We start from the raw sequence: 23,203 nt of genomic DNA, 5'->3' as shown, positions 1-23,203 counted from the left end.
GACACAGTATGCGCGTGCACGCTCAGCGGGTAGGTGCCCTTTTAGGCGGTCTATTGTTTCCCGCGTTGTCCATGGCGGACTGGACGGTAAACATGACCCCCGGGGTAACCGGTACCAGTAACGATATATTTAACCTTCACATGACCATTTTCTGGATCTGCGTTGCCATTGGCGTCGTGGTATTCGGGATTATGTTCTGGTCTATCTTTGCCCATCGTAAGTCCCAGGGGGCAAAACCTGCCAATTTTCATGAAAATACGATGGTTGAGATCCTCTGGACACTCATACCGCTTGTCATTCTCGTCATTATGGCGATTCCCGCCACCGCTACCTTGATTGATATGTACGACACCACTGAGTCGGATATTGATATCAAGGTGACGGGCTACCAGTGGAAGTGGCAGTACGAATATATCAACGAAGATTTCGGCTACTTTTCCAACCTCACAACGCCGTCAGACCAAATCAGAAACCGACAGGCCAAGGGCGAAAACTACCTGCTGGAAGTAGATAACCCCATGGTGATTCCGGTAGGTAAGAAGGTTCGTTTCCTGCTGACGGCAAACGATGTCATTCACTCCTGGTGGGTGCCGGATTTTGGCGTAAAGAAAGATGCGATCCCCGGCTTCATCAACGAAGCCTGGACCCGCGTGGACAAGCCAGGCACCTATCGCGGCCAGTGCACAGAGTTGTGTGGCAAGGATCACGGCTTTATGCCGGTGGTGGTAAAGGCGGTGCCGGAAGAGGAATACAACACCTGGGTAGCTGATCAGAAAGCCGCAGCCGAGAAAGAGCGCGAGCTGACCCAGAAAGACTGGACCATGGAAGAACTGATGGAGCGAGGCAAGACAGCCTACGCCACTGCTTGTGCTGCCTGTCACCAGGCAGATGGCAGCGGTGCGCCACCAGCATTCCCGGCACTCAGGGGCAGCGCCATTGCGACCGGAGACATGGCCGCGCACATCGATGTTGTCGTTAACGGTGTGTCAGGTACGGCAATGCAGGCCTTCGGCGGTCAGCTGAACGAAGCGGATCTTGCCGCCATCATTACCTACGAGCGTAACGCCTGGGGTAACAAGATGGGTGACATGGTCACGCCAAAAGAAATCTTCGATTACAAGAACCAACAGTAATCAACGCCAGATAACAGATATCACCAGCCACAATAATTGGCGGTAACGGGGGTTTTCATGAGTGCGGTTGCAGGTACCCACGCACAAGATCATCATCACGGCCCGGCTAGCGGCATCAGCCGCTGGTTGTTGACCACAAACCACAAAGATATCGGGTCTATGTACCTGATATTCAGTTTCACCATGTTCCTTCTCGGCGGAACCATGGCCATGGTTATCCGGGCAGAGCTGTTCCAGCCCGGGTTGCAGATTGTTCAGCCGGAATTCTTCAACCAGATGACCACCATGCACGGCCTGATTATGGTCTTTGGTGCGGTTATGCCAGCCTTCGTAGGCTTGGCAAACTGGATGATACCGCTAATGATCGGCGCGCCCGATATGGCATTGCCACGGATGAACAACTGGAGCTTCTGGCTTCTGCCCTGTGCCTTCCTGATCCTGGTTTCCACTCTGTTTATGGAAGGCGGTGCGCCAAACTTTGGCTGGACTTTCTACGCCCCGCTCTCCACTACCTATGGGCCGCCAAGTACCACCTTCTTTATCTTCGCCATCCACATCATGGGTGTGTCGTCGATCATGGGTGCCATCAACGTAATTGCAACGGTACTGAACATGCGGGCGCCAGGCATGACGCTGATGAAAATGCCCATGTTTGTATGGACCTGGCTGATCACCGCATTTCTATTGATTGCCGTAATGCCAGTGTTGGCGGGTGTGGTCACCATGATGCTGATGGATATCAACTTCGGTACCAGCTTCTTCAATGCGGCCGGCGGCGGCGACCCGGTTCTGTTCCAGCACGTGTTCTGGTTCTTCGGGCACCCTGAGGTTTACATCATGATCCTCCCGGCTTTTGGGGCGATCTCCCAGATTATTCCGGCGTTCTCTCGCAAGCGCTTGTTTGGCTACGCCTTCATGGTTTATGCCACCGGTGCCATCGCGCTCTTGTCATTCCTGGTGTGGGCTCACCACATGTTCACTGTGGGCGTGCCATTGGCCGGGCAACTCTTCTTCATGTACGCCACCTTGCTGATTGCCGTACCCACAGGGGTGAAGGTGTTCAATTGGGTGGCGACCATGTTCCGGGGCTCTCTCACACTGGAGGCGCCCATGCTGTTTGCCATAGCCTTTGTGATCCTGTTTTCCATCGGCGGCTTCTCCGGCCTGATGCTGGCGATTGCTCCTGCGGACTTCCAGTACCACGACACTTACTTTGTAGTGGCCCACTTCCATTACGTACTGGTGCCTGGTGCCATCTTCGGTATCTTCGCGTCGGCCTACTTCTGGCTGCCGAAGTGGACGGGCTACATGTACGACGAAACTCTGGCCAAAACCCATTTCTGGTTGTCATTTGTCGGCATGAACCTGGCCTTTTTCCCTATGCACTTCCTGGGGCTTGCCGGGATGCCGCGGAGGATTCCGGATTACGCACTGCAGTTCGCTGATTTCAACATGGTGTCCAGTATCGGTGCCTTCATGTTCGGCGCTACCCAACTGCTGTTCCTTCTGATTGTTGTGAAGTGCGCCAGAGGCGGTGTCAAAGCGCCAGCCAAGCCCTGGGAAGGTGCTGAAGGCCTTGAATGGGAAGTTCCTTCACCAGCGCCCTACCACACCTTCACCACGCCACCCGATGTGAAATAGGAGGCTGACAAAAATGGCTGAGCAACCGGCAAACAAGACGGTACCTCCGCGCAGTAATGCGCGGGTTATCGGTTGGTGTCTTGCCAGCGTGGCCGGAATGTTTGCCTTCGGCTTTGCGCTAGTGCCTCTGTATGACGTGTTCTGCGAAATAACCGGTATAAATGGAAAAACCAGCGGGCGCTATGAGTCTACCGAGCGCTCAGTAGCAGACATGAGCCGTACCATTAAAGTGCAGTTTCTGGCCCAGAACGGGCCGGACATGCCTTGGATATTCCGGCCGGTTGCGCGCAGCGTTGAAGTTCACCCCGGGGAGGCCACAACCGTGAACTTCTATGCCGAGAACCCGACCGATCGGGACATGGTTGGCCAAGCGGTGCCCAGCCTGTCGCCATCGGAAGGTGCCTTGTATTTCCACAAAACTGAATGCTTCTGTTTTAACCAGCAGCCATTGTCCGCGGGCCAGAATACGGAAATGCCGCTGGTGTTTATTGTGGATCAGGATTTGCCCAGCCATATCACCAAACTGACATTGTCCTACACACTATATGATCAGGGCGAGCCGCAAGCGGCCGTGACAGAGACAACCAGTACAACAAACAAAACAATAATCGATAACGGATAAGCCATCGGAGATAGCTATGGCGGATTACCAGAACTATTACGTTCCCGAACAGAGTAAGTGGCCTATTATTGCCACGGTGGGCCTTGGGGTCATGCTATATGGTGCGGCCTCGATTATGGTCGACAGCAATCAGGGCGACAGCACCGGTAATGCCTGGATGATTTTCTGGGCCGGCGTACTGGTTATGATTTATATGCTGTTTGGCTGGTTTGGTAGCGTTATTAAAGAGAGCCGATCTGGCCTTTACAGCCCGCAGATGGACCGGTCATTCCGCTGGGGCATGAGTTGGTTTATATTCTCGGAAGTCATGTTTTTTGCGGCGTTTTTTGGCGCCCTGTTCTATGCCCGGGTCTTTGCCGTGCCCTGGCTCGGGGGTGAGGGCGATCGCGGCAGTTCCAACATGCTCTGGGAAGGCTTTCAGGCTACTTGGCCGTTGATCAACAACCCTGACCCGGAAGCTTACCCTGCTCCAGAATCCGTTATCGGCCCCTGGGGCCTACCACTGATCAACACCATTCTTCTTGTTACGTCATCGTTCACCATAACCGTTGCTCACCATGCCATTAAAGCGGACAACCGCAAGAAGCTGAAAATCTGGCTGGCGGCGACCATTGCGCTTGCGCTGGTGTTTCTTTTCTTTCAGGCTGAAGAATACATGCATGCCTATCAGGACCTTAACCTGACGCTGCAATCCGGTATCTACGGGAGCACCTTCTTCATGCTCACCGGTTTTCACGGTTTTCACGTGATGCTGGGAACCCTGATGTTGATCATCATGTTTATACGCATTCAAAAGGGGCATTTCACCGCAGATAGCCACTTCGGGTTTGAAGCGACATCCTGGTATTGGCACTTTGTGGATGTGGTTTGGCTGGGCTTGTTCGTCTTTGTATATGTCATATGAGGTAGCAAGGGCTTATATTCAGGGAGTCGGGTGTAGTGTCAGGCTCCCTTGCCAAAGTGACAGCAAAATAACAGTGAGCAGAAGCACGCTCAGGGTTACCCGTACAGCAAGAGAATTTACCACCCGATTGGTTTTGCCGCCGTCTTTTATGAGAAAGAAAAGACCACTGAACAGGCTGATGATAACGGCGAGCATAAGGAAAATGATAAGGGCTTTGAGCATAAAAAAATCTCTGGTTTTTGTTCTGGTTGAAGCCAAATGCACTATAGCAGACCATGGCTGAGGCAAAACAAAACTCTCGAAAATGGCAGCTGAACTGGCGGTTGATGGTGTTTACAGGCGCCTTTTTGCCGCTGCTTATTGGCTTGGGTATCTGGCAACTGAACCGGGCCGAGGAAAAGCAGGTTCTGCTTGAGCAGTGGCAGCAAGAAGCACAGGATCTTGATTGGCTGGAACAGGTGGCCAGTGGGCTTGAAAGCGGCAGGCCTGTTACGCTTTCCGGGCTTTACGACGAGCGCAGCTGGTTGCTGGATAACCGAACCCGCGATGGCATTGCAGGTTACGAGGTTCTGACGGTGTTTTACCCTCTGCAAGGCCCTGCGGTTCTGGTTAACAGAGGCTGGGTCGGGGCACCGAGAACGCGAAATGAATTGCCGGATATCAGCCCTCCCGAAGGTGTCTTCAGCTTAACCGGACGGATAGGCCCTTACCCGGAACCGCCGGTACTGTCTTCAAAGTCAGCAACTGACGAACATTGGCCCCGCAGAGTGCAGGCATTACCCGGGTCGGTCGCAAGAGCTGAAATCCCCGAGTTGCCTGGTGCTATTATCCGGCTTGCAAGCAGCGAGCAGCCTGGCGCCTATCGTGCGGATTGGGAACCAGACCTCATGGGGCCACAAACCCACTACGGATATGCGACACAATGGTTTGCGCTTGCACTGGTGCTGACTATATTGAGTGTAGCGGCGAGTTATCGAAAGACAGGAACCAATAATGACAATGACAATGGTTAACGGGTTACCACAGCAAGAAGAAAAAGAAGGCCCAACCCCCGAGCAAGTTCGCAGGGGCCGACGTACAGCCATGTTGTTGTTTGCCCTGGGATTCGGGCCAATGATTCTGGCCACCATTATGTTCTACACCGGCTGGCTGAATCCCGCAGGGCATACTAATCACGGGGCGCTGATCAGCCCGACGGTGCCTGTGGCCGCGCTCAACCTTGAGACGCTTTCGGGCGAGCCGCTGGCCAATCGGTTTGTCGCTGGTAAAGCAGATCCTCAGTGGTTGCTTGTGGTTGCCGCGGGCGAATGCGACACCCGCTGCGAAGAACTGCTCTACCTCGCGCGACAAGCTAATATTGCCTTGGGGAAAAATGCTAACCGAGTATCGAGAGCCGCCGTTTTAGGCGGAATTACCGGTGGTCTAGCGGCACGCTGGCCAACCGAGTACCGTTTGATGGAACGCCTGAGGCCTGTACCCGGCAAAACACCTGCCTGGCCTGCTGGAATCAATCCGGAAAGTGAGCCGCGCATCCTGCTCATCGACCCCTTTGGCAATGTGATGATGCATTACGGCCCCGAGAATTCTGGTAAGGACATGCTCAAAGATTTGAAGCACCTGCTCAAACTGTCACAGGTGGGCTGAGCCTTAGCCCGGAGGAGTTACCTTGACGCATCTGTTTACCGGCAACCAGCCTAACGCCAAAGCCATGGCAAACTGGGCGACTTTCTCAGTGCTTCTCGCCATTGTCGTCATCATGCTGGGCGCCTGGACCCGGCTGGTGGATGCCGGGCTGGGTTGCCCCGACTGGCCCGGGTGTTATGGCTTCATAACCGTGCCTCAAAGTGAGTCGCATATAGCCATCGCTAATGCCCGGTTCCCGGACACGCCGGTGGATGTAGCTAAAGGCTGGCCGGAAATGATCCACCGGTATGCCGCTGGCACCTTGGGGCTGGTGGTGTTCGGGCTGGCAGCAAGCGCCGTGCGAAAGCGCCGCAGCGGTGTGCCTTTCAAACTGCCTCTGTTCATTGCAGGGTTTATTCTGCTGCAGGGTGCGTTTGGAATGTGGACGGTTACCTTGAAGCTCTGGCCTCAAGTGGTCGCGCTGCACCTTCTTGGCGGCTTTACCACCTTGAGCTTGCTCACCTTGCTGGTGCTGCGGCTAAGAAAGTTCTCTGCAACACAGGCCAACATCGCCCCCGAAGAGAACCCGAACCCCTCGGCGCCAAGGCCCCACATCGCGAAACTCCGCCCCTGGCTCTATGGCGGCTTGTTGCTGGTTATTCTGCAAATTGCCTTGGGGGCCTGGACGGCAGCCAACTATGCGGCCGTCGCCTGTACCGACTTGCCCACCTGTCAGGGTGAGTGGTGGCCAAAGGATATGGACTTCCAGCATGGCTTCGATATAACCCAGCATGTGGGCCCCAACTATCTGGGTGGGCAACTCACAGCCCATGGCCGGGTAGCCATACACGTAACCCACAGAGTTGGTGCTCTGGTGGTTCTGGGGTATTTCGCTGTTTTGCTGACCCTGATCTGGCGTAGAAGCGCCAGTCGCGAACTGCGCCGCCCGGTACTGCTTGTTTCTGCAGCGCTGGTGGCCCAGATCACCCTGGGGCTCGCCAACATTGCTTTCCATATTCCCCTGCCGATTGCAGTGGCTCACAACGCCATGGGCGCCGGGCTGCTGCTATCGGTGATATACCTGATCTGGCAGCACAATCTGCTGCCCCAGGCACATGCTGCAAGAGCAACACATACAACAATAATGCATCAGGAGATTACGGCATGAGTGAGCAAGTGGACGTACTGCCGGCCCGCAACCCAACCAGCCAATCCGCACGCGCCATATCCTGGCGAGATTATCTGGAGCTGACCAAGCCCAACGTAGTGGCCTTGATGATCCTGACATCCGCCATTGGCATGCTCTTGGCCACTTCCGGCCTGCCCAGCCTGAGCGTGCTGATATGGGGCAACCTGGGCATAGCCTTTCTTGCCGGCGCTGCCGCCGTGGTCAACCACGTGGTCGACCAGAAAATAGATACCGTAATGGCCCGAACCCGCAAGCGCCCTGTGGCTACCGGTAAAATCTCTCCGGTAGAAGCCATAGTGTTCGCTACACTGCTGGCCAGCGTAGGCATGGTGGTATTGATGTGGCAGGTGAACCATCTCACCGCATGGCTCACTTTGGCCTCTCTGGTAGGTTATGCCGGCGTTTATACACTGTTCCTGAAACGGGCAACGCCCCAAAACATCACCATCGGTGGCCTCGCCGGCGCCATGCCGCCATTGCTCGGCTGGACAGCAGTAACTGGCCAGGTAGAAGGCCATGCCCTGTTGCTCGTTCTCATCATCTTCGCCTGGACGCCCCCGCACTTCTGGGCCCTGGCTATTCACCGTAAAGAGGAATACGCCAAAGCCGGCATTCCCATGTTGCCGGTCACCCATGGTAATAAGTTTACTGAACTACACATTCTGCTCTACACCCTGATGCTGTTGGCAGTCAGCCTGCTACCTTTCGTCACAGGTATGTCCGGCTGGATATATCTCGCTGGCGCGCTCGCTCTTGGCCTACGCTTCCTCCAGTACGCAATACGCTTGCTAAAAGGTGATGACCGCCGAGTGGCACTTAACACCTTCAAATACTCCATCACTTACCTGATGGCCCTGTTTGTGGTACTCCTTGTAGACCACTACGTGTTTTTCTGACTTGGTGCAGACGCGCCAGCAGGAGGGATGCCTTTTCTTCCGGGAAAAACAACTCGCTGCGCTCAGACATCTTTTTCCCTGCAGAAAAGGCATCCCTCCTACTGTCGCTGCGTTACCGTAGAGTTTGCCATTAGGAGTAATAATGAATCGTTCATTGAAGGTCACGCTGTTTGTACTTCTGTTGTTGGTGGTACTCGTATTTGGCCTGGTTATTGGTCGGCAGGTATTCCTGGTGGACAGCGGGGAGCCCACGCCTGCTCCGGATCTGGCTGAAATGAACACCTATGTTTATGACCAACCGCGGCCACTTGTCGAGTTCACGCTAACGAACGAAAACGGCGAAACCGTCACCCGTGAGAGTCTCCAGGGTAAGTGGACCTTTGCTTTTGTTGGCTACACCAACTGCCCGGATATCTGCCCGGCGGCCATGGCGAACCTGCGACGCACCGACAAGCTACTTTCGAAAGACTTGCCCCAGCCGGATTACCTGCTGGTCACTGCCGACCCTGAACACGACACGCCTGAAAAACTGAAAGCCTATACCGGGTTTTTCGGCGAAGACTTTCACGGCCTGACTGGAGATCTGGAAACATTGCGTGCACTGGCGCAAAGTTTGAGTGCCGTGTTTGTACACCGAGACGTCGACGGTGAGCTGCTTGTAGATCACAGTGGGCATTTTGCGTTGGTGAATCCCGACGGCCAGCTGGCGGCATTGATTCAGCCACCCCATAACCCGGAACAGCTGGCGGAAGCCTTTGAGCGTATCTACATTTGGGCTAAAGCCAACAGTGAAATCCCGCGCACCTGAGGCGGATAAGCAGCCTGTTCTGCTAAGGTCAGACTGACATAGCGGCGCGACTCGCATAGACTGCCCGGCTGAAAATGCACTCGCCGGAACCGACAGTATGTACAAGCAGAACACCACAACTCTGAAAGAACTCTTTAGCGTTCTGGCTGCGGGTGCCATTGTGCTTATGGTTGTGCACACACTGGGCCGCTTTGTTTACACCCCGCTGTTGCCCTACCTGATCGACGACGGCCAGCTCACCGCGCCGGAAGGCGCAGCAATCGCCACCTGGAACTATTTAGGCTATCTGATGGGTGCCATGCTGGCGATTCGTTGGCATAGAGTTAGCCATATCCGCATTTTGCTGCCCGCGTTTCTCATCGTTCACGTTATAACCACGATCTTCGTTACCCAAACGGACAACCTGACAGCCATCTCCACCGCCCGCTGGTTGAATGGTGTCGCTAACGGAGTCGTTTTCGTGCAGGCACCTGCATTGATTCTGGAATGGTTGGTGCTGCGCAACCGTTCGAGCATGAGTGGGTTGGTCTACGTTGGGGTGGGGCTGGGCTTGCTACTCTCCAGTGGACTCGTTACCGGCACTGCAGATTGGCTGGAAGGTGCTGCACGCTGGTGGCCAGTGGCTCTGGCATCCATTCCTTTGGCCATTTGGGGCGCTCGCCGCTTGATAAAGCTCGACGTGCCAGATCAGGTGCCTGGCAATGATGGCAAAGTGAAAGCCAAAACCCCGTTAATCGATCGCGCCAGCATTCCTCTGTTTCTGTCGTACGCGGGCGCAGGTCTGGGTTACATCCTTCCCATGACCTTTCTGCCACTGCTGGCAAAGCTCGAGCTCGACGCCGAACACTGGCTGCTTGATGGGGCCTGGCTAATCGTAGCCTTGTGCACAATTCCTGCCGCCTGGGTGTGGAATAAGCTGGGCACGAAAATGGGCGATATACCTGCGTTGAAGCTGAATTTCCTGATTCAGCTTGCGGGTGTGCTGGCAGCCGTTATCGTGCCCGGCGCCCTAGGCCTGCTGTTATGTGCAGCACTGGTAGGAAGCACGTTTCTGGGAACGGTGCTGCTCACCCAGCGGCTTGGGCGTGCCCTGCATCCACATCAAGGGCCCCGGTTGTCTGCAGCCATGGTCGCCCTCTACGGGTTCACCCAAATGGCTGGTCCTTGGCTAACCAAACAGTGGCTCGACGCCGGCGGCACTCTGGTATCCGCTTTCGGCATAGGTGTCGGGGCGCTGGTTTTCGGATTACTTTTTGTGTTTTTTGTTCCAAGGCCTGAAGCTTGGCACGCAAGAACAATTCCGCACGATTGATAGCCGTGCTCCCAATAGACCACATCCTCCCAGAGCTAAAACACACCCTGCAGCAAGCCACCACGGCCCTGCTGCAGGCACCCCCGGGCGCAGGTAAAACTACGCGGGTACCCTTGGCACTGCTGGCTGAACCTTGGCTGCAAGGCCGTAAAATCCTGATGCTTGAACCCCGGCGTTTGGCAGCTCGTTCCGCGGCCAGATTCATGGCATCGCGGCTGGGTGAGCAGCCCGGGCAAACTATTGGTTACCGCACGCGCCTGGACACCAAAATATCTGGCCTGACACGCATAGAGGTTGTGACCGAAGGCATACTCACCCGGCTGATCCAGAGCGATCCCATGCTGGAAGAGTACGCCGCTGTGCTCTTCGATGAATTCCACGAACGCTCCCTTCAGGCCGATCTCGGGCTGGCACTGGTGCGAGAGACACAAGAAGCGCTAAGGGAAGATCTGCGAGTGTTGGTGATGTCCGCCACACTGGACACCGCCCCCATTGCCCGCCTGCTCGGCGATGTACCCGTATTAAGCAGCGAAGGGCGAGCCTTTCCTGTGGAAGTGTTCTATCGCCCGGTGCCAAGCACGCAGCGCTACCCAAGGCTGTTGGACCAAGTCGTGGCGGTGGTTACCGAAGCTCTGGCGCAGCAGCCAGGCTCAGTGCTGGTGTTCCTGCCGGGCGCAGGAGAGATTCACCGGGTGGCTCAAGCGTTGGCCGGGCAGGTGGCCTCGAACGTTGTCATCGCGCCTCTGTTCGGCAACCTGAAAGCGGCAGAGCAGGACCAGGCTATTGCGCCGGCTGCAGAGGGCACTCGCAAAGTCGTGCTGGCAACCGCCATCGCAGAAACCAGTCTGACCATTGAAGGCGTGCGGGTGGTGGTGGACAGCGGCCAGCAGCGCCGTGCTGTGTTTGACCCAAATAGTGGAATGACACGGTTGATTACAGGTCGGGTTTCCAAAGCCTCCGCAGAGCAACGCAAAGGTCGTGCGGGCCGGGTGGAGCCGGGTGTGTGTTACCGGCTATGGAGTGAGTCGGAACAGTTCGGGCTGGCGGAATTCACACCACCGGAGATTCGCGAAGCCGATCTGGCGCCACTGGTGCTCGAATTGGCGCAGTGGGGCGCCAGAACGCCGGATAACCTGGTATGGATTGACCCGCCCCCACCCGCCCATTGGCAGCAAGCGGTGGAACTTCTGCAGTGGCTGGACATGCTGGATGATGAAGGCGCAATCACTGAGCACGGCAAGTCAGCTCGGGCCTTGGGCATTCACCCCAGGTTGGCGCACATGGTTATACTCGGGCGATCGCTTGGGCTGGGCAAGCTGGCGGCGGAGCTGGCCGCGTTACTGGAAGACAGGGACTTGCTGGGCCCGGGTGCCGGTGCCGACATGCATGAACGCATTCGCGCCCTCCGTGGAGAACGAGGTTCTCAACGTATAGATCCGCATCGGCTGCAGGCGCTGCGTCAGCAGGCCAAGCGTTTGTCAGCGTCTGGTGACCATGGGAAAAACGAACAGGAACTCATGCCAACGGCCACGGAAGTGGGGCGTTTATTGGCGCTCGCTTACCCGGACCGTATCGGCAAACGCCGCCCCGGAGATACACCACGCTACCAGCTCAGCAACGGCAAAGGCGCACTTCTGCGAGACGACGATGGGCTGGCGCGGCACGAATGGCTGGTGGCCGCAGACCTGGACGGCAAGGCCAGAGAAGCAAGGATTTATCTGGCGGCCCCGGTGGACCTGATGACGCTTAAAGCCGATCTTGCGGCCCATATTCGTGAGCAGGATGAAGCGGAATGGGATGATAAACGTGGCACAGTAATCGCCCGCAAAACGCGCCGACTGGGGGCGTTACTCCTCGGTGAGAAACCGCTGGCAAAACCCTCGCCGGAACTGATTCAGCAGGGCATACTCGCCGCCGTTCGGCGCAGAGGGCTGGATAACCTGCCTTGGACGCCTGCTGCCCGGCAGTGGCAGGCGCGAGTCGCTTTACTGGCCAGGCATTTTCCCGGGCAGTGGCCGGATGTCAGTGATCAAGCCCTGACAGACTCTCTGGAAGAATGGCTTGGGCCCTTCCTGAGCGGCATCAGCCGCTGGTCTGATCTGGCTAAACTGAACCTTCAGAATGCCCTGAGCAGCTTGCTGGACTATCCTCAACAGCAGCAGCTGGGGGAACTGGCTCCAACCAGCCTGACCATTCCCACCGGCAGCTCCGTTACCCTGGATTACACCGCGGAGAATGGCCCAGTATTGGCGGCCAAGTTGCAGGCCCTGTTTGGTTGGATCACTACGCCGACAGTTGCTGGTGGCAAGATGCCAGTGCTGATTCACCTGCTTTCCCCGGCCCAGAGGCCGCTGGCAGTCACGGCGGATCTGGCCAGCTTTTGGGTTAACGTTTACCCCCAGGTGCGCAAAGACACCCGTGGCCGCTACCCCAAACATCCCTGGCCAGAAGACCCGCTAACCGCTGTTGCCCAGCAGGGCGTTAAACGAAAGCCCCGCCAATAACTACTTGATCATCTTCCGGCTGTTGCTGAGGTACTGTTCGCCAGCCGTGCGCACGGTATCAGGATCCGCATGCTCGGAGGCCTTGTGGACTTTCTCAAGGGTGTCCTCAAGCGCATCAATTTCGTCATCCAGCTTCTGCAGGGCATTTTCAAGAGTGTAGGTGAGCTGGTGCACTTCGTTCATGGCTTCCGGAGTCAGTTCACCGGCCAGCACTTTTTCCAGCTTGTTGTTGTACTCGGAGAAGTTGGCAACGGCCTGCTCAAGAGTGTTTGCTGGCTGGCCTTTGAAGTGGCTGCTGTCGCCGGCAAATGCGGGCACAGCGATCAGCAGGGAGGCGGCTACGGCGGTAAACTGGCGAACAATTGTCATGGTAAAGCTCCGTGGTAAGTTAACGCATAATGTAATGCGAATTATTATCAGTTGCGTTGCTGAAAACCATGACCACCGTCAATTTAGCCCACAAAAAAACTTGCGCCCAAGGTAAAACTGCTTAAAAATTGCCCACTTCACTCAGCGCGATCCCGCCCATGAATTTCGTATCATTTAATATTTTCCGCACACTTGGCTTTCCGGATACGACAGTATTGAAACCGGAGAATTACCTGCGCCATAAAGAACTGCTGCGCAATGCAGACTGGGTGCTATTCCCCGAATACTGGCAGCTCAATGCGCTGGTACATGGCTTGAAATGCCGCGTGTTCCCCAGTGTTGCCAGCTACCGCATTGGCCACGACAAAGTGGAAATGACCCGGGCGTTTGAGGCGGTCGCGCCGGAGCATATCCCCTGGACCATCATCGAGGCTAATGGCCCGGAGGAGCGCGAGCATATCTGGAGTGTTATGGCGCTGCCCTTTGTGGCAAAGCTGCCAAAAGCCAGCATGGGCGAAGGTGTGTGGCTGATTGAAACCCGTGACGATTGGCATAAATACTGCGATCGCACCGAGGTTCTCTACGTTCAGGAGTACCTGCCGCTGGATCGCGATGCGCGCATTGTGGTGGTGGGCGATAAGGTTGTGACAGCCTATTGGCGCACCCAGGCGGATCAGGGTTTTTACAACAATGTATCGAAGGGCGGCAAGATCGATAACAGCCCGGTACCTGCGGTGATGACTGATCTCGCCCTGCGTCTGGCCCGGGAACTGGAAGTGGATCACGCGGGATTCGATATTGCCCTGGTAGAGGGCTATCCGTTTGTACTGGAATTCAACCGTTTATTCGGTAATCAGGGGCTGGGCCAGGGCAGCGATCTGAAAGATGCGATTCTGGAATACCTGCAACAGCAGAGTGAGCCCCGAGACCCCGGTGGTTCTAACACCCCCGCGCCATTCCACCCTGTGGCGGTTTGAGCCCTGGGTTAGAGAGTTAGACAGCTAAAGGGTTACAGGTTTTTGTAACGGTTAATGTCGAAAATTCCTGCCTGCAGGGGCTGGTGCTCACGGTGCCAGGCGGTAATGTCGTGAAGAATTTCCCAGAACTGCCGGTGGGTGCGGCGTACGCCCCATACGCTCACCAGAGATTCAAACGCTTTTGGTTCCTCAGCCTTCAGGGCCTTCATCCGGTCTTTGAACAAGCCGAGCTGCGCGGCGGGAATGTCGAAGATGAAGTTGGGGTAGCTGCCGATGATTCCCGGGTAGATGGTCAGCTTGTCGTTCTCCGGCTGGTAGCGTGAATCTTCTCCCAGCAGGAAGGCGACATTGCTGTGGGCGCGGTCGCGGATAACCGTGTAAACCGTGCGCTGCCCGTCTCCGTTGTGAACCCGCAAAAAGGTAACGTCTGGCACGTAGTTGATTGCAGGGAGGAATTCGGCCCGGGTAGCAGCTAACTCAGACAGCACCTGATCGGCTTCCCGAATCCACTCTGGTTCGTCTTTTCGGCCACAGTCACTGCCGCCACAGCGGTTGATAGGGTCATCCCGTTCGGCATTCAGTTCGTGGAATTTTAACAGCATGCGAGCGCCCAGCTCTTCATTGAAAGCCGAAGTGACATAGGGCACCTGTGAGGGGGCCGTATCGTTCATGCTGGCGTAGCTGTAATCCAGTTTTAGCGAACCTGAATCCTGATACCAATTACGCAAAACCCGATTGCGTTCCCTTGGCGGTATCAGCCTGAGGTAGTCCTGTTCACCGCCGTTTCGGATCAGGTCAAAGTAGAGGCGCGTTTGGACTTGGTGGGCCACATTGCCGAACACGTCGAAGTTCACCACCAGTTCGTAATAGGTGCGTTCAAGCAGCGGGTAATCCATCCACCAACTGGTTAACGGCACTTGGCCGATGAGCCCCCTCTGTACTGAGGCATTATTGTGGTGGCGGAACACCGTTAACAGGGCGTTGGTATTGTAGCCGTCGCCATCCCAGATATGGTCGAGGGAGGCACCTTTTGGGTAAGCCTCTCGGTAGGCCTGATTTCGCAGTTCATGGTAGCGGTTGCGTTTGCCTTGATAGGTGAGCCAGTTGTCCCCCAGATCCAGCAGTGCGCTGTCCTGACCAGGCAGAGCCAGTAATGGGCTTACCTTGTCGCGATACTCCGCATCGGTTACGTAAAGATCGTCTTCCGGATCGTGGTAGCTAACCCAAAAGTGATCCCGGATCACGTCGGTGGCAATCTGGCCGCGGCATACCGGCCCGCGAATGAAGGTGCGTGTGAAATACTCTGCGTTATCCAGCATGAACTGGTAGCGGGCTTTTGCCGGTATGTCTGCGAAGGTCACAAACGGGTTGGCGCGACTATCCCGGCTGTAGTCCGGCAGGGCGTCTACTTGCCAGTCGTCGGCGTAAAACAGCTCCCGGGTGCGTTCAAACGGCTTCTCCCCGAATGCGAAGGTAATGTGGCGTTTGTGCACAATGCTGCCGGCAACCGGGCGCAGGCGGTAATACACTGGGCCTTCGGGGTCGTCGTTGGGGCGTCGGGTCGCAATTATATCAACGGGTGTGCCCGGCACGGTGTGGGAGCGCACAATTTCAAAGAAGCGGGTATCTGCGCCCTCATCCTCAAAGTACAGGTGCGCCAGATAAAGATGTTCGTAAATCCAGCGGCTGATCAATTGCTGGCGGGGGCTACGATCATTAAGCCAGGCTTCCCAGCGGTTGATGTGATTCAGCTCAGTGTCATTCGGCTTGGTAACCAATGGGCTGATAGCGCCACCCTGATTAATCCAGCCAGTGAGTGTGGCGTATTCGTCGTCGGTGAGGCCGGTAACGGCCAGTGGCATGCCTTCATAGGGATGGTCGCTGGCGTAGTCGGAGAAATCTTCGTTGCTGACACACTGGTTAGCGCGGGACAGGCCCAGTTCGATGTTGTCGGGCAGTTTGCTGTTGGGCGCAAACTCATACTGTTTGCCCAGGCGAATCATGTTCTCGAACAGGCTGCGGGTTTGGTCGCCTCTCGCCAGCACGGAGTAAAAGCCCATCTCTCGCCATTGTTGTTCGGTATGGGCATCAATGCCCAGGCGTGTGGTTTGCTGGGGGTCAAAACGAGCGCCGTTGTAAACCGGATTTTTGTGGGCACCACGAATCAGGCCGTCGGAGTACTCCATCTTGAGCTGGCAAGGGGCGTCAAAGCAGCTATGGCAGGCCAGGCACTTGGCTTCGACAATGGGACGAACGTCGTCGTTGAAGCTGACGGGTTGTTGAGTTGCAGTGGGCAGTGCCTGTTTGAATGTGGGCGGCGTGGTGTTTTCGGCGCAGCCTGCCAGAAATAGCAGGGCCAGGAGCGCTGCAGAGATGATTCTCGCCATTGGGGGCCTGTAGTCGTTTGAGTTTTGTGAATTATAGACGGTTGAATAGGTGTTCGCTAAGGCCTCTTCATTTGGGGGGAGGCCGAGTAGCCGGGGCCCTTTCTTCTGGGAAAAACAACTCGCTGCGCTCAGACATCTTTTCCCGACAGAAAGGGCCCCGGCTACTCGACCTGACGGCCATTCTTGAGAGCAGGTCGCTGTACAAATTATGGGTAGATGTGCTCATATCTGTGGGGTGGGAAAAGCCTGATTATCGCGCCCATTGCAGGGGGCCAATTTTGGTTTGGTTCCCGTTATTGAATATTGCTTTATTACCCCTGGGGGGACCACCATCCATGACCGAGTCAGCCAACGCTAACATCGCCGATTACTACACTGCCGAGACCTTTGAGCGCATCAAGGCGTTTGCGGATACCAAGGAAACACCCTTTGTGGTGATTGATACCGCCACTATTAATCGTCAGTACGACGAGTTGGTGGAAGGTTTTCCTTACGCGAACGTGTATTACGCAGTGAAAGCCAACCCGGCTCCGCAGGTTCTGACCATGCTGCGGGACAAGGGTGCGAGCTTTGATATCGCGTCGGTGTATGAGTTGGAAAAGGTGATGGGGCTGGGCGTGACCGGCGATCGGATCAGCTACGGCAACACCATAAAAAAGGCGCGGGACATTCGCACTTTTTATGAGAAGGGTGTTCGTATGTTCGCCACGGACTCCGAGGCGGATTTGCGTAACATTGCCAAGGCGGCGCCTGGCTCGAAGATTTACGTGCGTGTTCTGACCGATGGCACGCAAACAGCAGATTGGCCTCTTTCCCGGAAGTTTGGCTGTGAGAATGACATGGCCATGGACCTGCTGATTCTGGCCCGCGATCTTGGCCTGGTGCCTTACGGTGTGTCCTTCCACGTGGGCTCCCAGCAGCGTGAAATTGGTGCCTGGGACTCGGCACTGAACAAGGTAAAGGTCATTTTCGAGCGATTGAAAGAAGAAGACGGCATCGAATTGAAAATGATCAATATGGGCGGTGGTTTTCCGGCTAACTACATCAACCGGACCAACGAGTTGGGTGTATACGCCTCTGAAATTACTCGCTTCCTGAAGGAAGACTTTGGCGATGATCTCCCGGAAATCATTATCGAGCCCGGTCGTTCGTTGATTTCCAACGCCGGTGTTCTGGTGAGCGAGGTGGTTTTGATCGCCCGTAAATCCCGTACAGCGCTGCACCGTTGGGTGTTTACGGATGTGGGCAAGTTTAATGGTCTGATCGAGACGCTGGATGAAGCGATCAAGTTTCCAATCTGGACGGATAAGAAAGGTGAAGGCGAAGACTGTGTTATTGCGGGCCCGACCTGTGACAGTGCGGACATTATGTACGAGCACCACAAATACCCGCTGCCACTGAATCTGGCTATCGGTGATCGCATGTACTGGCTGTCCACTGGAGCCTATACAACAACCTACAGTGCCGTGGAGTTTAATGGGTTCCCCCCATTAAAGGATTACTACATCTAACCAAAGTCAGAAGGCCAGGGTGTGGGGTGTCTTTTCCGCCGGGAAAAAGATGTCTGAGCGCAGCGAGTTGTTTTTCCCAGAGGAAAAGACACCCCGCGCCCAGGCCCTGCACCAACGCTAGCAGGCTGAGCTTTACTGTCGCTCCAGGTTTAGTTTGATTGCCAATGGAGAAACCAGAACTCCGTAGGCAATCATTACTGCTATGGCGTGTCGTATGTCGCCGGTCCAATCAGAAAGTACGCCGCCCAGCATGGGTACGGCGAAGGCTATGGTATAGCCGACAAGAAAGTTGCCGGCGGACAGTCTGCCGGTTTCGTTGGCGGGTACCAGAAGCGGCGGTAACGCCACCATCATGATCAGCAATATGCCCGCCGTGAAGCTCATGAACGTTGCGCTGGCGATTGCCCACCATCCTGTAAACACCAATAACCCGATTGTTCCCAGCAGGCTGAGTATCAGCATGATGAGCAGTGGGGCTTTTCTTCCTACCCAGTAGCGGGCCATTTTCAGCATCAATAGCGAAGCAATCACCTGAGCGAAGTTGTACCAGAACAGGGCTTCGGTGAGGTTGTCGAACTCTCCTCTTTGTTCCAGTAATGCCGCGAGGTAGGCGTTTACGCCGAAAAACAGGGAGCCGGATACGCCGAGTAATAAGCCCAGTTTAAGTGTTAGTGGGTTTTTCCAGTCGGGTAGCCAGGCGACTTTTCGGGTAGGTCTTGCCAGGTCGCGTTTGGGCAGGAACAGGGCTGCGGTGACCAGCAGTGCGGGTAATGACCATACCAGCATGGTTGCGCGCCAGCTGTTGTCCAGTAGCGGCATGATGACCGGCAGGGTGATTCCTGCGCCGATGAATTCGCCCATCAGCATGCCGTTCATGTAGATGGCTGAGCCGAGTGCCAGGTTTTTGGGCTCCAGCCAGCGTGGAAGCAGTGCTGGTAAAGCTGGCTGCATCATGGCTATGCCTACACCCATCACGGCGCTGGTGAGCATTAAGGTGATGGTGTCGGGTGCCAACCCACGGCCTGCGGAGCCGATGACCATAATGAGCATGGCCAGTGCCAGTGTGTTGCGTGGGCCTATGCGGGAAATGAATAGTGAGCCAGGCATGGAGCCTATGGCTAGCATAAGGATGGGCAGTGTGGTCAGGGCACCGGTTAAGGTCTGAGACAATGCCAGTTCGTCACCGATAAACGGTGCCAGCGGTGGCGCAACCAGTATGGGAATGCGCAGGTAGACCCCGGCCAGCCAAAGTAAAACCGCCACCGGCAGCAGGCTTGCTGTCGATGGCGATGTGGATGGCGCGGGGTGTTCAGCTCTGGACAAGTAAGATTAGTCTTCGCTGGTATCCGGCAGGTAGGCGCCGTCTTCGTCGTGTACTTCCTGCCCGGTTACAGGCGGGTTAAACGAGCAGATTAAGCGCATGTCTTCAGTGCCGCCGCGAAGGGTGTGCTGATCGTGCTTGTCGAGGGCGTATAGCGTGCCGTCGGAGATCTGATGGGTTTCACCGGTGGCTTTATCGGTAATGCTGCCATTGCCGGCTACGCAGTAAACCGCTTCCAGGTGGTGCTTGTACCACAGGTTCAGCTCAGCACCGGCAGGGATGATCGTTTCGTGGAAAGAGAAGCCCATGCCGTCTTTTTTCAACAACATACGACGGCTGGTCCAACCTGGGCCGTGCACTTCACGTTCGGTACCGATGATGTCCTGAACTCGTACTATCTTCATGAGCATTCCTCGTTTATTGATGGAATAGCCTTACAGTATAAACATTCATTTCAGGTGCGATTCAACCGCCAGTCGTCATAAACAGCCATGCACTGCTCAATGGCGGTGTTAAAACGTTGCTGCTGAGCGTCTTCCAGAGGCTGCTGTTTACGGCATTTGTCCAAGGCTCTCTGGATGGTTTGACGGCTCTTTTTGTCGAGTCGTTCAAGCCAGTGATGATCGGCCGGCTGCAGATCAAGTAGTTCTCTGCCGGCGTGGTTGCGATGACTGATGTGCCACCAATGATCCACGGCCCGCCCCAGCACTACGTAACCAAACTGGCTGTCTTGCACAGGCCCGAACGTAGCTGTTTTCAGGCCGTCCTGGAGCAGCCCGATATTCAGTACCGGCAGGGTGAGCTTGCCGCCGTAGAAATAGCTCCCGGCTGCGCCGAGCAGGCCGCCCACCAGAGCCCCGGTGCCCAGTGATGAGCCCAGAGTCAGGGCATCCAGCCCTGCTCCGCTGACGGCGCCCGCACCGAAACCAGCTGTGGCCAGATAGCGCCTGCTAACAGCCCAGTGTTTGCGGCTGTCTTCGGAAAACAGGTCATGGTCGCTGTGCCATTCCAGCTCGGCCTCTTGTCGCCGGATACTTTGATGCTGGTACAGGTGCTCGATGTTCACGCGCAGAGATTGTTCCCGTTGGCGTTGGTGCTGGTACCAACGCTGCCGGAGTTGATCTGCAAGGGTGCTGTCGCTGGTGCCCGCGACTTGATCCAGCGTTAGCGTGCGCTTCTCCCGAAACGACATCATGTCAAACAGCGCTTTGGCTATGATGCCGGCCGCCTGGTGGCGACGCTGCTCGCGCTGGGCCGAGAGGTGATGTGTTGCCTGATCCAGAGGCTTTTCCCAGTCTGGTTCAAGTTGTCCAAATGCACGCAACAAGCTGAGATGTTGCTCGAATGGGGCGCGAACCGCATCGAACTTGCGTACAACCTGGAAAAACTGGCCAAGCGCGGAGTGCCAGGTGTCGCTGTAGTCGTCGGGCCCGATGCTGTTGATCAGGGCCAGGCTAGGCTGGCCGGTCCAGCGCAGTATGGTCATCTCGGCTTCGTGCTCGGCACTGTAGGGCGCCGAGCCGTCCACCACATAGATAATTCCCGCGCCTTCAATCAAGGGTGCAAGCAGTTCACATTCGTCAGTGAAGCGGCTGTCGCCCTGATGTTGAAGAACAAATGCACGAACCGTTTCGCCGTGGTCTGATGCAGAAACACTGTGGGCCTCAAGCCATTCGAGCACCCGCCTGGGGCGCTGAAAGCCGGGTGTGTCCACCAGTGTGTAGAGAACCCTGCCATCCACACTCAGTGGGTAGGACTGGCGCTTGCGTGTGGTGCCCGGCTCCAGCGCAATGGCAATGCCATCGTTCTGGGAAAGGGTGGCCACCACACTGGATTTTCCTTTGTTGGGATGGCCTACAACGGCAAAAATGGGCGCTGTATTCATTCCATAACTCCCCCGTTCATACCGGGAACTGCTCCATGAGCCGGTATCAGGCTGACCATTATAAATTCTGGCCCGGCCCGCTTGGCAAATCTCAGCCATTGCTGAACCTGATGTACATCTGGTTCCTGCTCAATGTGGGTGGCCAGTGGCAGCAAAGCGATCCGGACATCCTTTGGCCATAGCTCTCTTGCACTGGTCAGAAAGTCTTCCAGCTCTCCGGTGGGTGGTTCCCAACTACGAACAACCAGAATAACGGAGCGGCCCGATTCCTGTGCCAGTTGCTCGGCTACTTGCTTCAGCGTTTGCCGGTCTTCTTCGAGGGTCAGCCGGCCACCTGCTTTGACAATCAGGCTTTTGCCGCTGCTAAGGGCATCCGGCAGCTCCGGGTCGCCGGCGCCGGCCCAACACAGCACAATGCTGGCGTCCGGCAAGGGTTGTAGCTTGAGTTGGGTGTGTGTATCCGGTAAGTCCGAGGCGTCGTTGTGTTCGTTTCCTGTATCCAGAGCCGGGGTTTCCATGCGATAAAGCAACGCCCGTCTGGCTGGGTGGTTTGCCAGCAGTTGTCGAGCCTTGCGCCTTATCAATACGCCCGACAAAAGGGCAAGAGCAAGTCGGGGCAGTAGCGCCCAAGTTGTCCAGAGCATGGCGATAAAGGGCCACCACTGGCCCCAGCGTGCCGGCTCCATGCTGCCCGCGCCCGCACTGGCACGGAAAAAACGTGTGGATTCCACAAGCGCCAAATCCGGTGCAGCGGCCGGCCAAATCGCGGCCCAAGGTGTCGCCATCGCCGCAATCAGACTGTGATAACGGCTGGCATCGGTTTCAAGAGTGGTGCTCCAGCCGAACGCCAGGTCCTGCAGCACCACCATAACAAGTAACGTCGCGAGACCGGCAAGGGCAAAGCACAGCCCGCCCAGCTGCGCGGCCCGAGCCATGAGCACTGGCTGAAGCTTGGTGGTAACCGTCGTTTCCGGATTGTTGTGAAAGCGCCGGAGCAGCGCCCCCCAGGGTTGCCAACCAACGAGAGACTGAACTGTGGTCACTACTGCCAGTAATAGCTGAAAGGCGACAAAGGCAACAATAACGGTCACGTTTATGCGTTGGCCACCGTCGTAAAACAGCAAGCCAATCATGGCAATTAATCCAAACACCGTGCCCGCAACCATGAAACCGCTGTTGATCCGCTGCCAGAAGCGCAGAGTGCCCGCCGAGGGGGGCGTGCCAGCACCCGGGCCACTCAGGTGGTTGATATGGGCCAGCCAGCGTTTCGGGGTAGGGGTTACCCCTTGTTGCTCGCAGGTCAGGGCAAACTTGCGATCCCGCCGGTGCAAAAATGCCGGCGCCTGGCCCTTGTCTCTTTGGGCGCAGGCATCAAAATCCAGCAACAAGCGGAGGGAGTGATCAGTCATGAACGGTTCCGGTGATGAATTCGGTCTTTGGGTCTGTGGTGTTAGAATATCGGCATTACCCCATTTGATACCAGATAACGAGTTGTCATGCCCCACCATTTGATGAATTTGCGCCACGTGCCAGATGATGAAGCCGAAGAAATCCGGGCTTTGTTCGAGGCCCACGACGTGCGCTATTACGAGACCCCACCTAGTCGCTGGGGTATCAGTATGGGTGGCTTCTGGGTACACGATACGGAAGAAGCCGAAAGGGCCAAAGCCATACTCCATGAATACCAGTACCAGCGCACACAAAGCCAGCGTGAAGCCTATGAAACCAGACGCCTGGAGGGCAAGGGCGGCGGTATCTGGTACATGTTTCGGCAGAAACCCGTGCGCACGCTGGCGGCCTGTTTGGCAATTATTGTGATTGCCGGTTTTAGCCTGCTGCCGTTTATCCGAATCGGTTAATTTTCCCGAATGTCCGAAAATCGCTACGGTGTCCTGTTTTCAGGACAAATAAGCTGAAGCCGCCGCTCGTTAGTACTACTCCCCCTCCTTTGTTCGTTTGTCCCGTGGATGGCAGTGTCCGGGAAGTCGGACAAAATCCGTCAGTGTATTCGATGAATTATAAAAATTACTAATAAAAACATAAAGATAAAATAATGGCACAGGAAGCGCATGTGGGTTGATTCGGGCCTTGGGCCCGGACGTGTTCTTAACAACAAAAAAC

Annotated in this window: 20 protein-coding genes and 1 pseudogene; 14 read left to right on the top strand and 7 right to left on the bottom strand. The window is 56.0% G+C overall.

Features of this window, described 5'->3' with window-relative positions:
* Positions 1-8: 8 nt before the first annotated feature.
* Genes coxB through RG807_RS06265 form a run of 4 tightly spaced genes read left to right on the top strand, consistent with a single transcriptional unit; the run spans position 9 to position 4,300 of the window.
* On the top strand, positions 9-1,133 hold the full coding sequence (coxB, locus tag RG807_RS06280) for a cytochrome c oxidase subunit II (RefSeq protein ID WP_309044129.1): 1,125 nt from the start codon (positions 9-11) through the stop codon (positions 1,131-1,133).
* 57 nt (positions 1,134-1,190) lie between these two features.
* Positions 1,191-2,774: a cytochrome c oxidase subunit I gene (gene ctaD, locus RG807_RS06275; protein ID WP_309044128.1), complete on the top strand. Its 1,584-nt coding sequence runs from the start codon at positions 1,191-1,193 to the stop codon at positions 2,772-2,774.
* Positions 2,775-2,787: 13 nt separating this feature from the next.
* The gene (locus RG807_RS06270; RefSeq protein WP_309044127.1) at positions 2,788-3,396 is read left to right on the top strand and encodes a cytochrome c oxidase assembly protein; all 609 of its coding nucleotides are present in this window, start codon (positions 2,788-2,790) and stop codon (positions 3,394-3,396) included.
* Positions 3,397-3,412: 16 nt separating this feature from the next.
* The gene (locus RG807_RS06265) at positions 3,413-4,300 is read left to right on the top strand and encodes a cytochrome c oxidase subunit 3 (protein ID WP_309044126.1); all 888 of its coding nucleotides are present in this window, start codon (positions 3,413-3,415) and stop codon (positions 4,298-4,300) included.
* A gap of 18 nt (positions 4,301-4,318) precedes the next feature.
* On the opposite strand, the gene RG807_RS06260 is transcribed toward RG807_RS06265, so the two are convergent.
* On the bottom strand, positions 4,319-4,522 hold the full coding sequence (locus tag RG807_RS06260) for a twin transmembrane helix small protein (protein WP_309044125.1): 204 nt from the start codon (positions 4,520-4,522) through the stop codon (positions 4,319-4,321).
* A gap of 53 nt (positions 4,523-4,575) precedes the next feature.
* On the opposite strand from RG807_RS06260, the gene RG807_RS06255 reads away from it, so the two are divergent.
* From RG807_RS06255 to hrpB, 7 genes are all read left to right on the top strand, one after another.
* Complete coding sequence (locus RG807_RS06255; protein WP_309044124.1) at positions 4,576-5,313, top strand: SURF1 family protein; 738 nt, start codon at positions 4,576-4,578, stop codon at positions 5,311-5,313.
* On the top strand, positions 5,294-5,944 hold the full coding sequence (locus RG807_RS06250) for a redox-active disulfide-containing membrane protein (protein ID WP_309044123.1): 651 nt from the start codon (positions 5,294-5,296) through the stop codon (positions 5,942-5,944). The genes RG807_RS06255 and RG807_RS06250 overlap by 20 nt, the downstream gene beginning before the upstream one ends.
* 64 nt (positions 5,945-6,008) lie before the next feature.
* On the top strand, positions 6,009-7,091 hold the full coding sequence (locus RG807_RS06245) for a COX15/CtaA family protein (RefSeq protein ID WP_309044232.1): 1,083 nt from the start codon (positions 6,009-6,011) through the stop codon (positions 7,089-7,091).
* Positions 7,088-8,008 carry a heme o synthase gene (cyoE, locus tag RG807_RS06240; protein WP_309044122.1) on the top strand — a complete coding sequence of 307 codons (921 nt, stop codon included), beginning with the start codon at positions 7,088-7,090 and terminating at the stop codon, positions 8,006-8,008. Before RG807_RS06245 ends, cyoE begins: the two co-directional genes overlap by 4 nt.
* Positions 8,009-8,150: 142 nt before the next feature.
* A complete protein-coding gene (locus RG807_RS06235; RefSeq protein ID WP_200370757.1) occupies positions 8,151-8,816 on the top strand; it encodes an SCO family protein in 666 nt (221 codons plus the stop codon).
* A 97-nt stretch (positions 8,817-8,913) separates the two neighbouring features.
* Complete coding sequence (locus tag RG807_RS06230; RefSeq protein ID WP_309044121.1) at positions 8,914-10,128, top strand: YbfB/YjiJ family MFS transporter; 1,215 nt, start codon at positions 8,914-8,916, stop codon at positions 10,126-10,128.
* 5 nt (positions 10,129-10,133) lie between these two features.
* Positions 10,134-12,632, top strand: a complete 2,499-nt coding sequence (gene hrpB, locus RG807_RS06225) for an ATP-dependent helicase HrpB (RefSeq protein ID WP_309044231.1) — start codon at positions 10,134-10,136, stop codon at positions 12,630-12,632.
* On the opposite strand, the gene RG807_RS06220 is transcribed toward hrpB, so the two are convergent.
* Complete coding sequence (locus tag RG807_RS06220) at positions 12,633-13,001, bottom strand: DUF6746 family protein (RefSeq protein WP_309044120.1); 369 nt, start codon at positions 12,999-13,001, stop codon at positions 12,633-12,635.
* A 158-nt stretch (positions 13,002-13,159) separates the two neighbouring features.
* On the opposite strand from RG807_RS06220, the gene RG807_RS06215 reads away from it, so the two are divergent.
* Positions 13,160-13,978 (top strand): ATP-grasp domain-containing protein, encoded by an 819-nt coding sequence (locus RG807_RS06215; RefSeq protein ID WP_309044119.1) that lies wholly within the window; start codon positions 13,160-13,162, stop codon positions 13,976-13,978.
* Positions 13,979-14,010: 32 nt separating this feature from the next.
* Here RG807_RS06215 and RG807_RS06210 read toward each other — a convergent pair whose 3' ends face one another.
* Complete coding sequence (locus tag RG807_RS06210) at positions 14,011-16,365, bottom strand: fatty acid cis/trans isomerase (protein ID WP_309044118.1); 2,355 nt, start codon at positions 16,363-16,365, stop codon at positions 14,011-14,013.
* 335 nt (positions 16,366-16,700) lie between these two features.
* Between RG807_RS06210 and RG807_RS06205 the strand changes: the two genes are divergently transcribed.
* On the top strand, positions 16,701-17,876 hold the full coding sequence (locus RG807_RS06205) for a type III PLP-dependent enzyme (protein ID WP_309044117.1): 1,176 nt from the start codon (positions 16,701-16,703) through the stop codon (positions 17,874-17,876).
* 135 nt (positions 17,877-18,011) lie between these two features.
* Here the strand turns inward: RG807_RS06205 and RG807_RS06200 are convergent.
* The 4 genes and pseudogenes from RG807_RS06200 to RG807_RS06185 form a co-directional block, all read right to left on the bottom strand.
* A pseudogene (locus tag RG807_RS06200) lies at positions 18,012-19,199 on the bottom strand (MFS transporter); the annotation flags it as partial.
* A 6-nt stretch (positions 19,200-19,205) separates the two neighbouring features.
* On the bottom strand, positions 19,206-19,601 hold the full coding sequence (locus RG807_RS06195; protein WP_216006726.1) for an ectoine synthase: 396 nt from the start codon (positions 19,599-19,601) through the stop codon (positions 19,206-19,208).
* A gap of 50 nt (positions 19,602-19,651) precedes the next feature.
* Positions 19,652-21,082 carry a GTPase/DUF3482 domain-containing protein gene (locus RG807_RS06190; protein WP_309044115.1) on the bottom strand — a complete coding sequence of 477 codons (1,431 nt, stop codon included), beginning with the start codon at positions 21,080-21,082 and terminating at the stop codon, positions 19,652-19,654.
* Positions 21,079-22,491: a DUF2868 domain-containing protein gene (locus RG807_RS06185; protein WP_309044114.1), complete on the bottom strand. Its 1,413-nt coding sequence runs from the start codon at positions 22,489-22,491 to the stop codon at positions 21,079-21,081. Before RG807_RS06185 ends, RG807_RS06190 begins: the two co-directional genes overlap by 4 nt.
* An 87-nt stretch (positions 22,492-22,578) precedes the next feature.
* Between RG807_RS06185 and RG807_RS06180 the strand changes: the two genes are divergently transcribed.
* Positions 22,579-22,941 carry a DUF6164 family protein gene (locus RG807_RS06180; protein ID WP_309044113.1) on the top strand — a complete coding sequence of 121 codons (363 nt, stop codon included), beginning with the start codon at positions 22,579-22,581 and terminating at the stop codon, positions 22,939-22,941.
* The last annotated feature ends 262 nt before the right edge of the window (positions 22,942-23,203 follow it).

Origin of the sequence: Marinobacter sediminicola (assembly GCF_031157525.1) — a bacterium.
GTDB classification, from domain to species: Bacteria; Pseudomonadota; Gammaproteobacteria; order Pseudomonadales; family Oleiphilaceae; genus Marinobacter; species Marinobacter sediminicola.
Note: the sequence above shows the minus strand (reverse complement) of the source record. Positions and strands in the feature narration are given on the sequence as shown.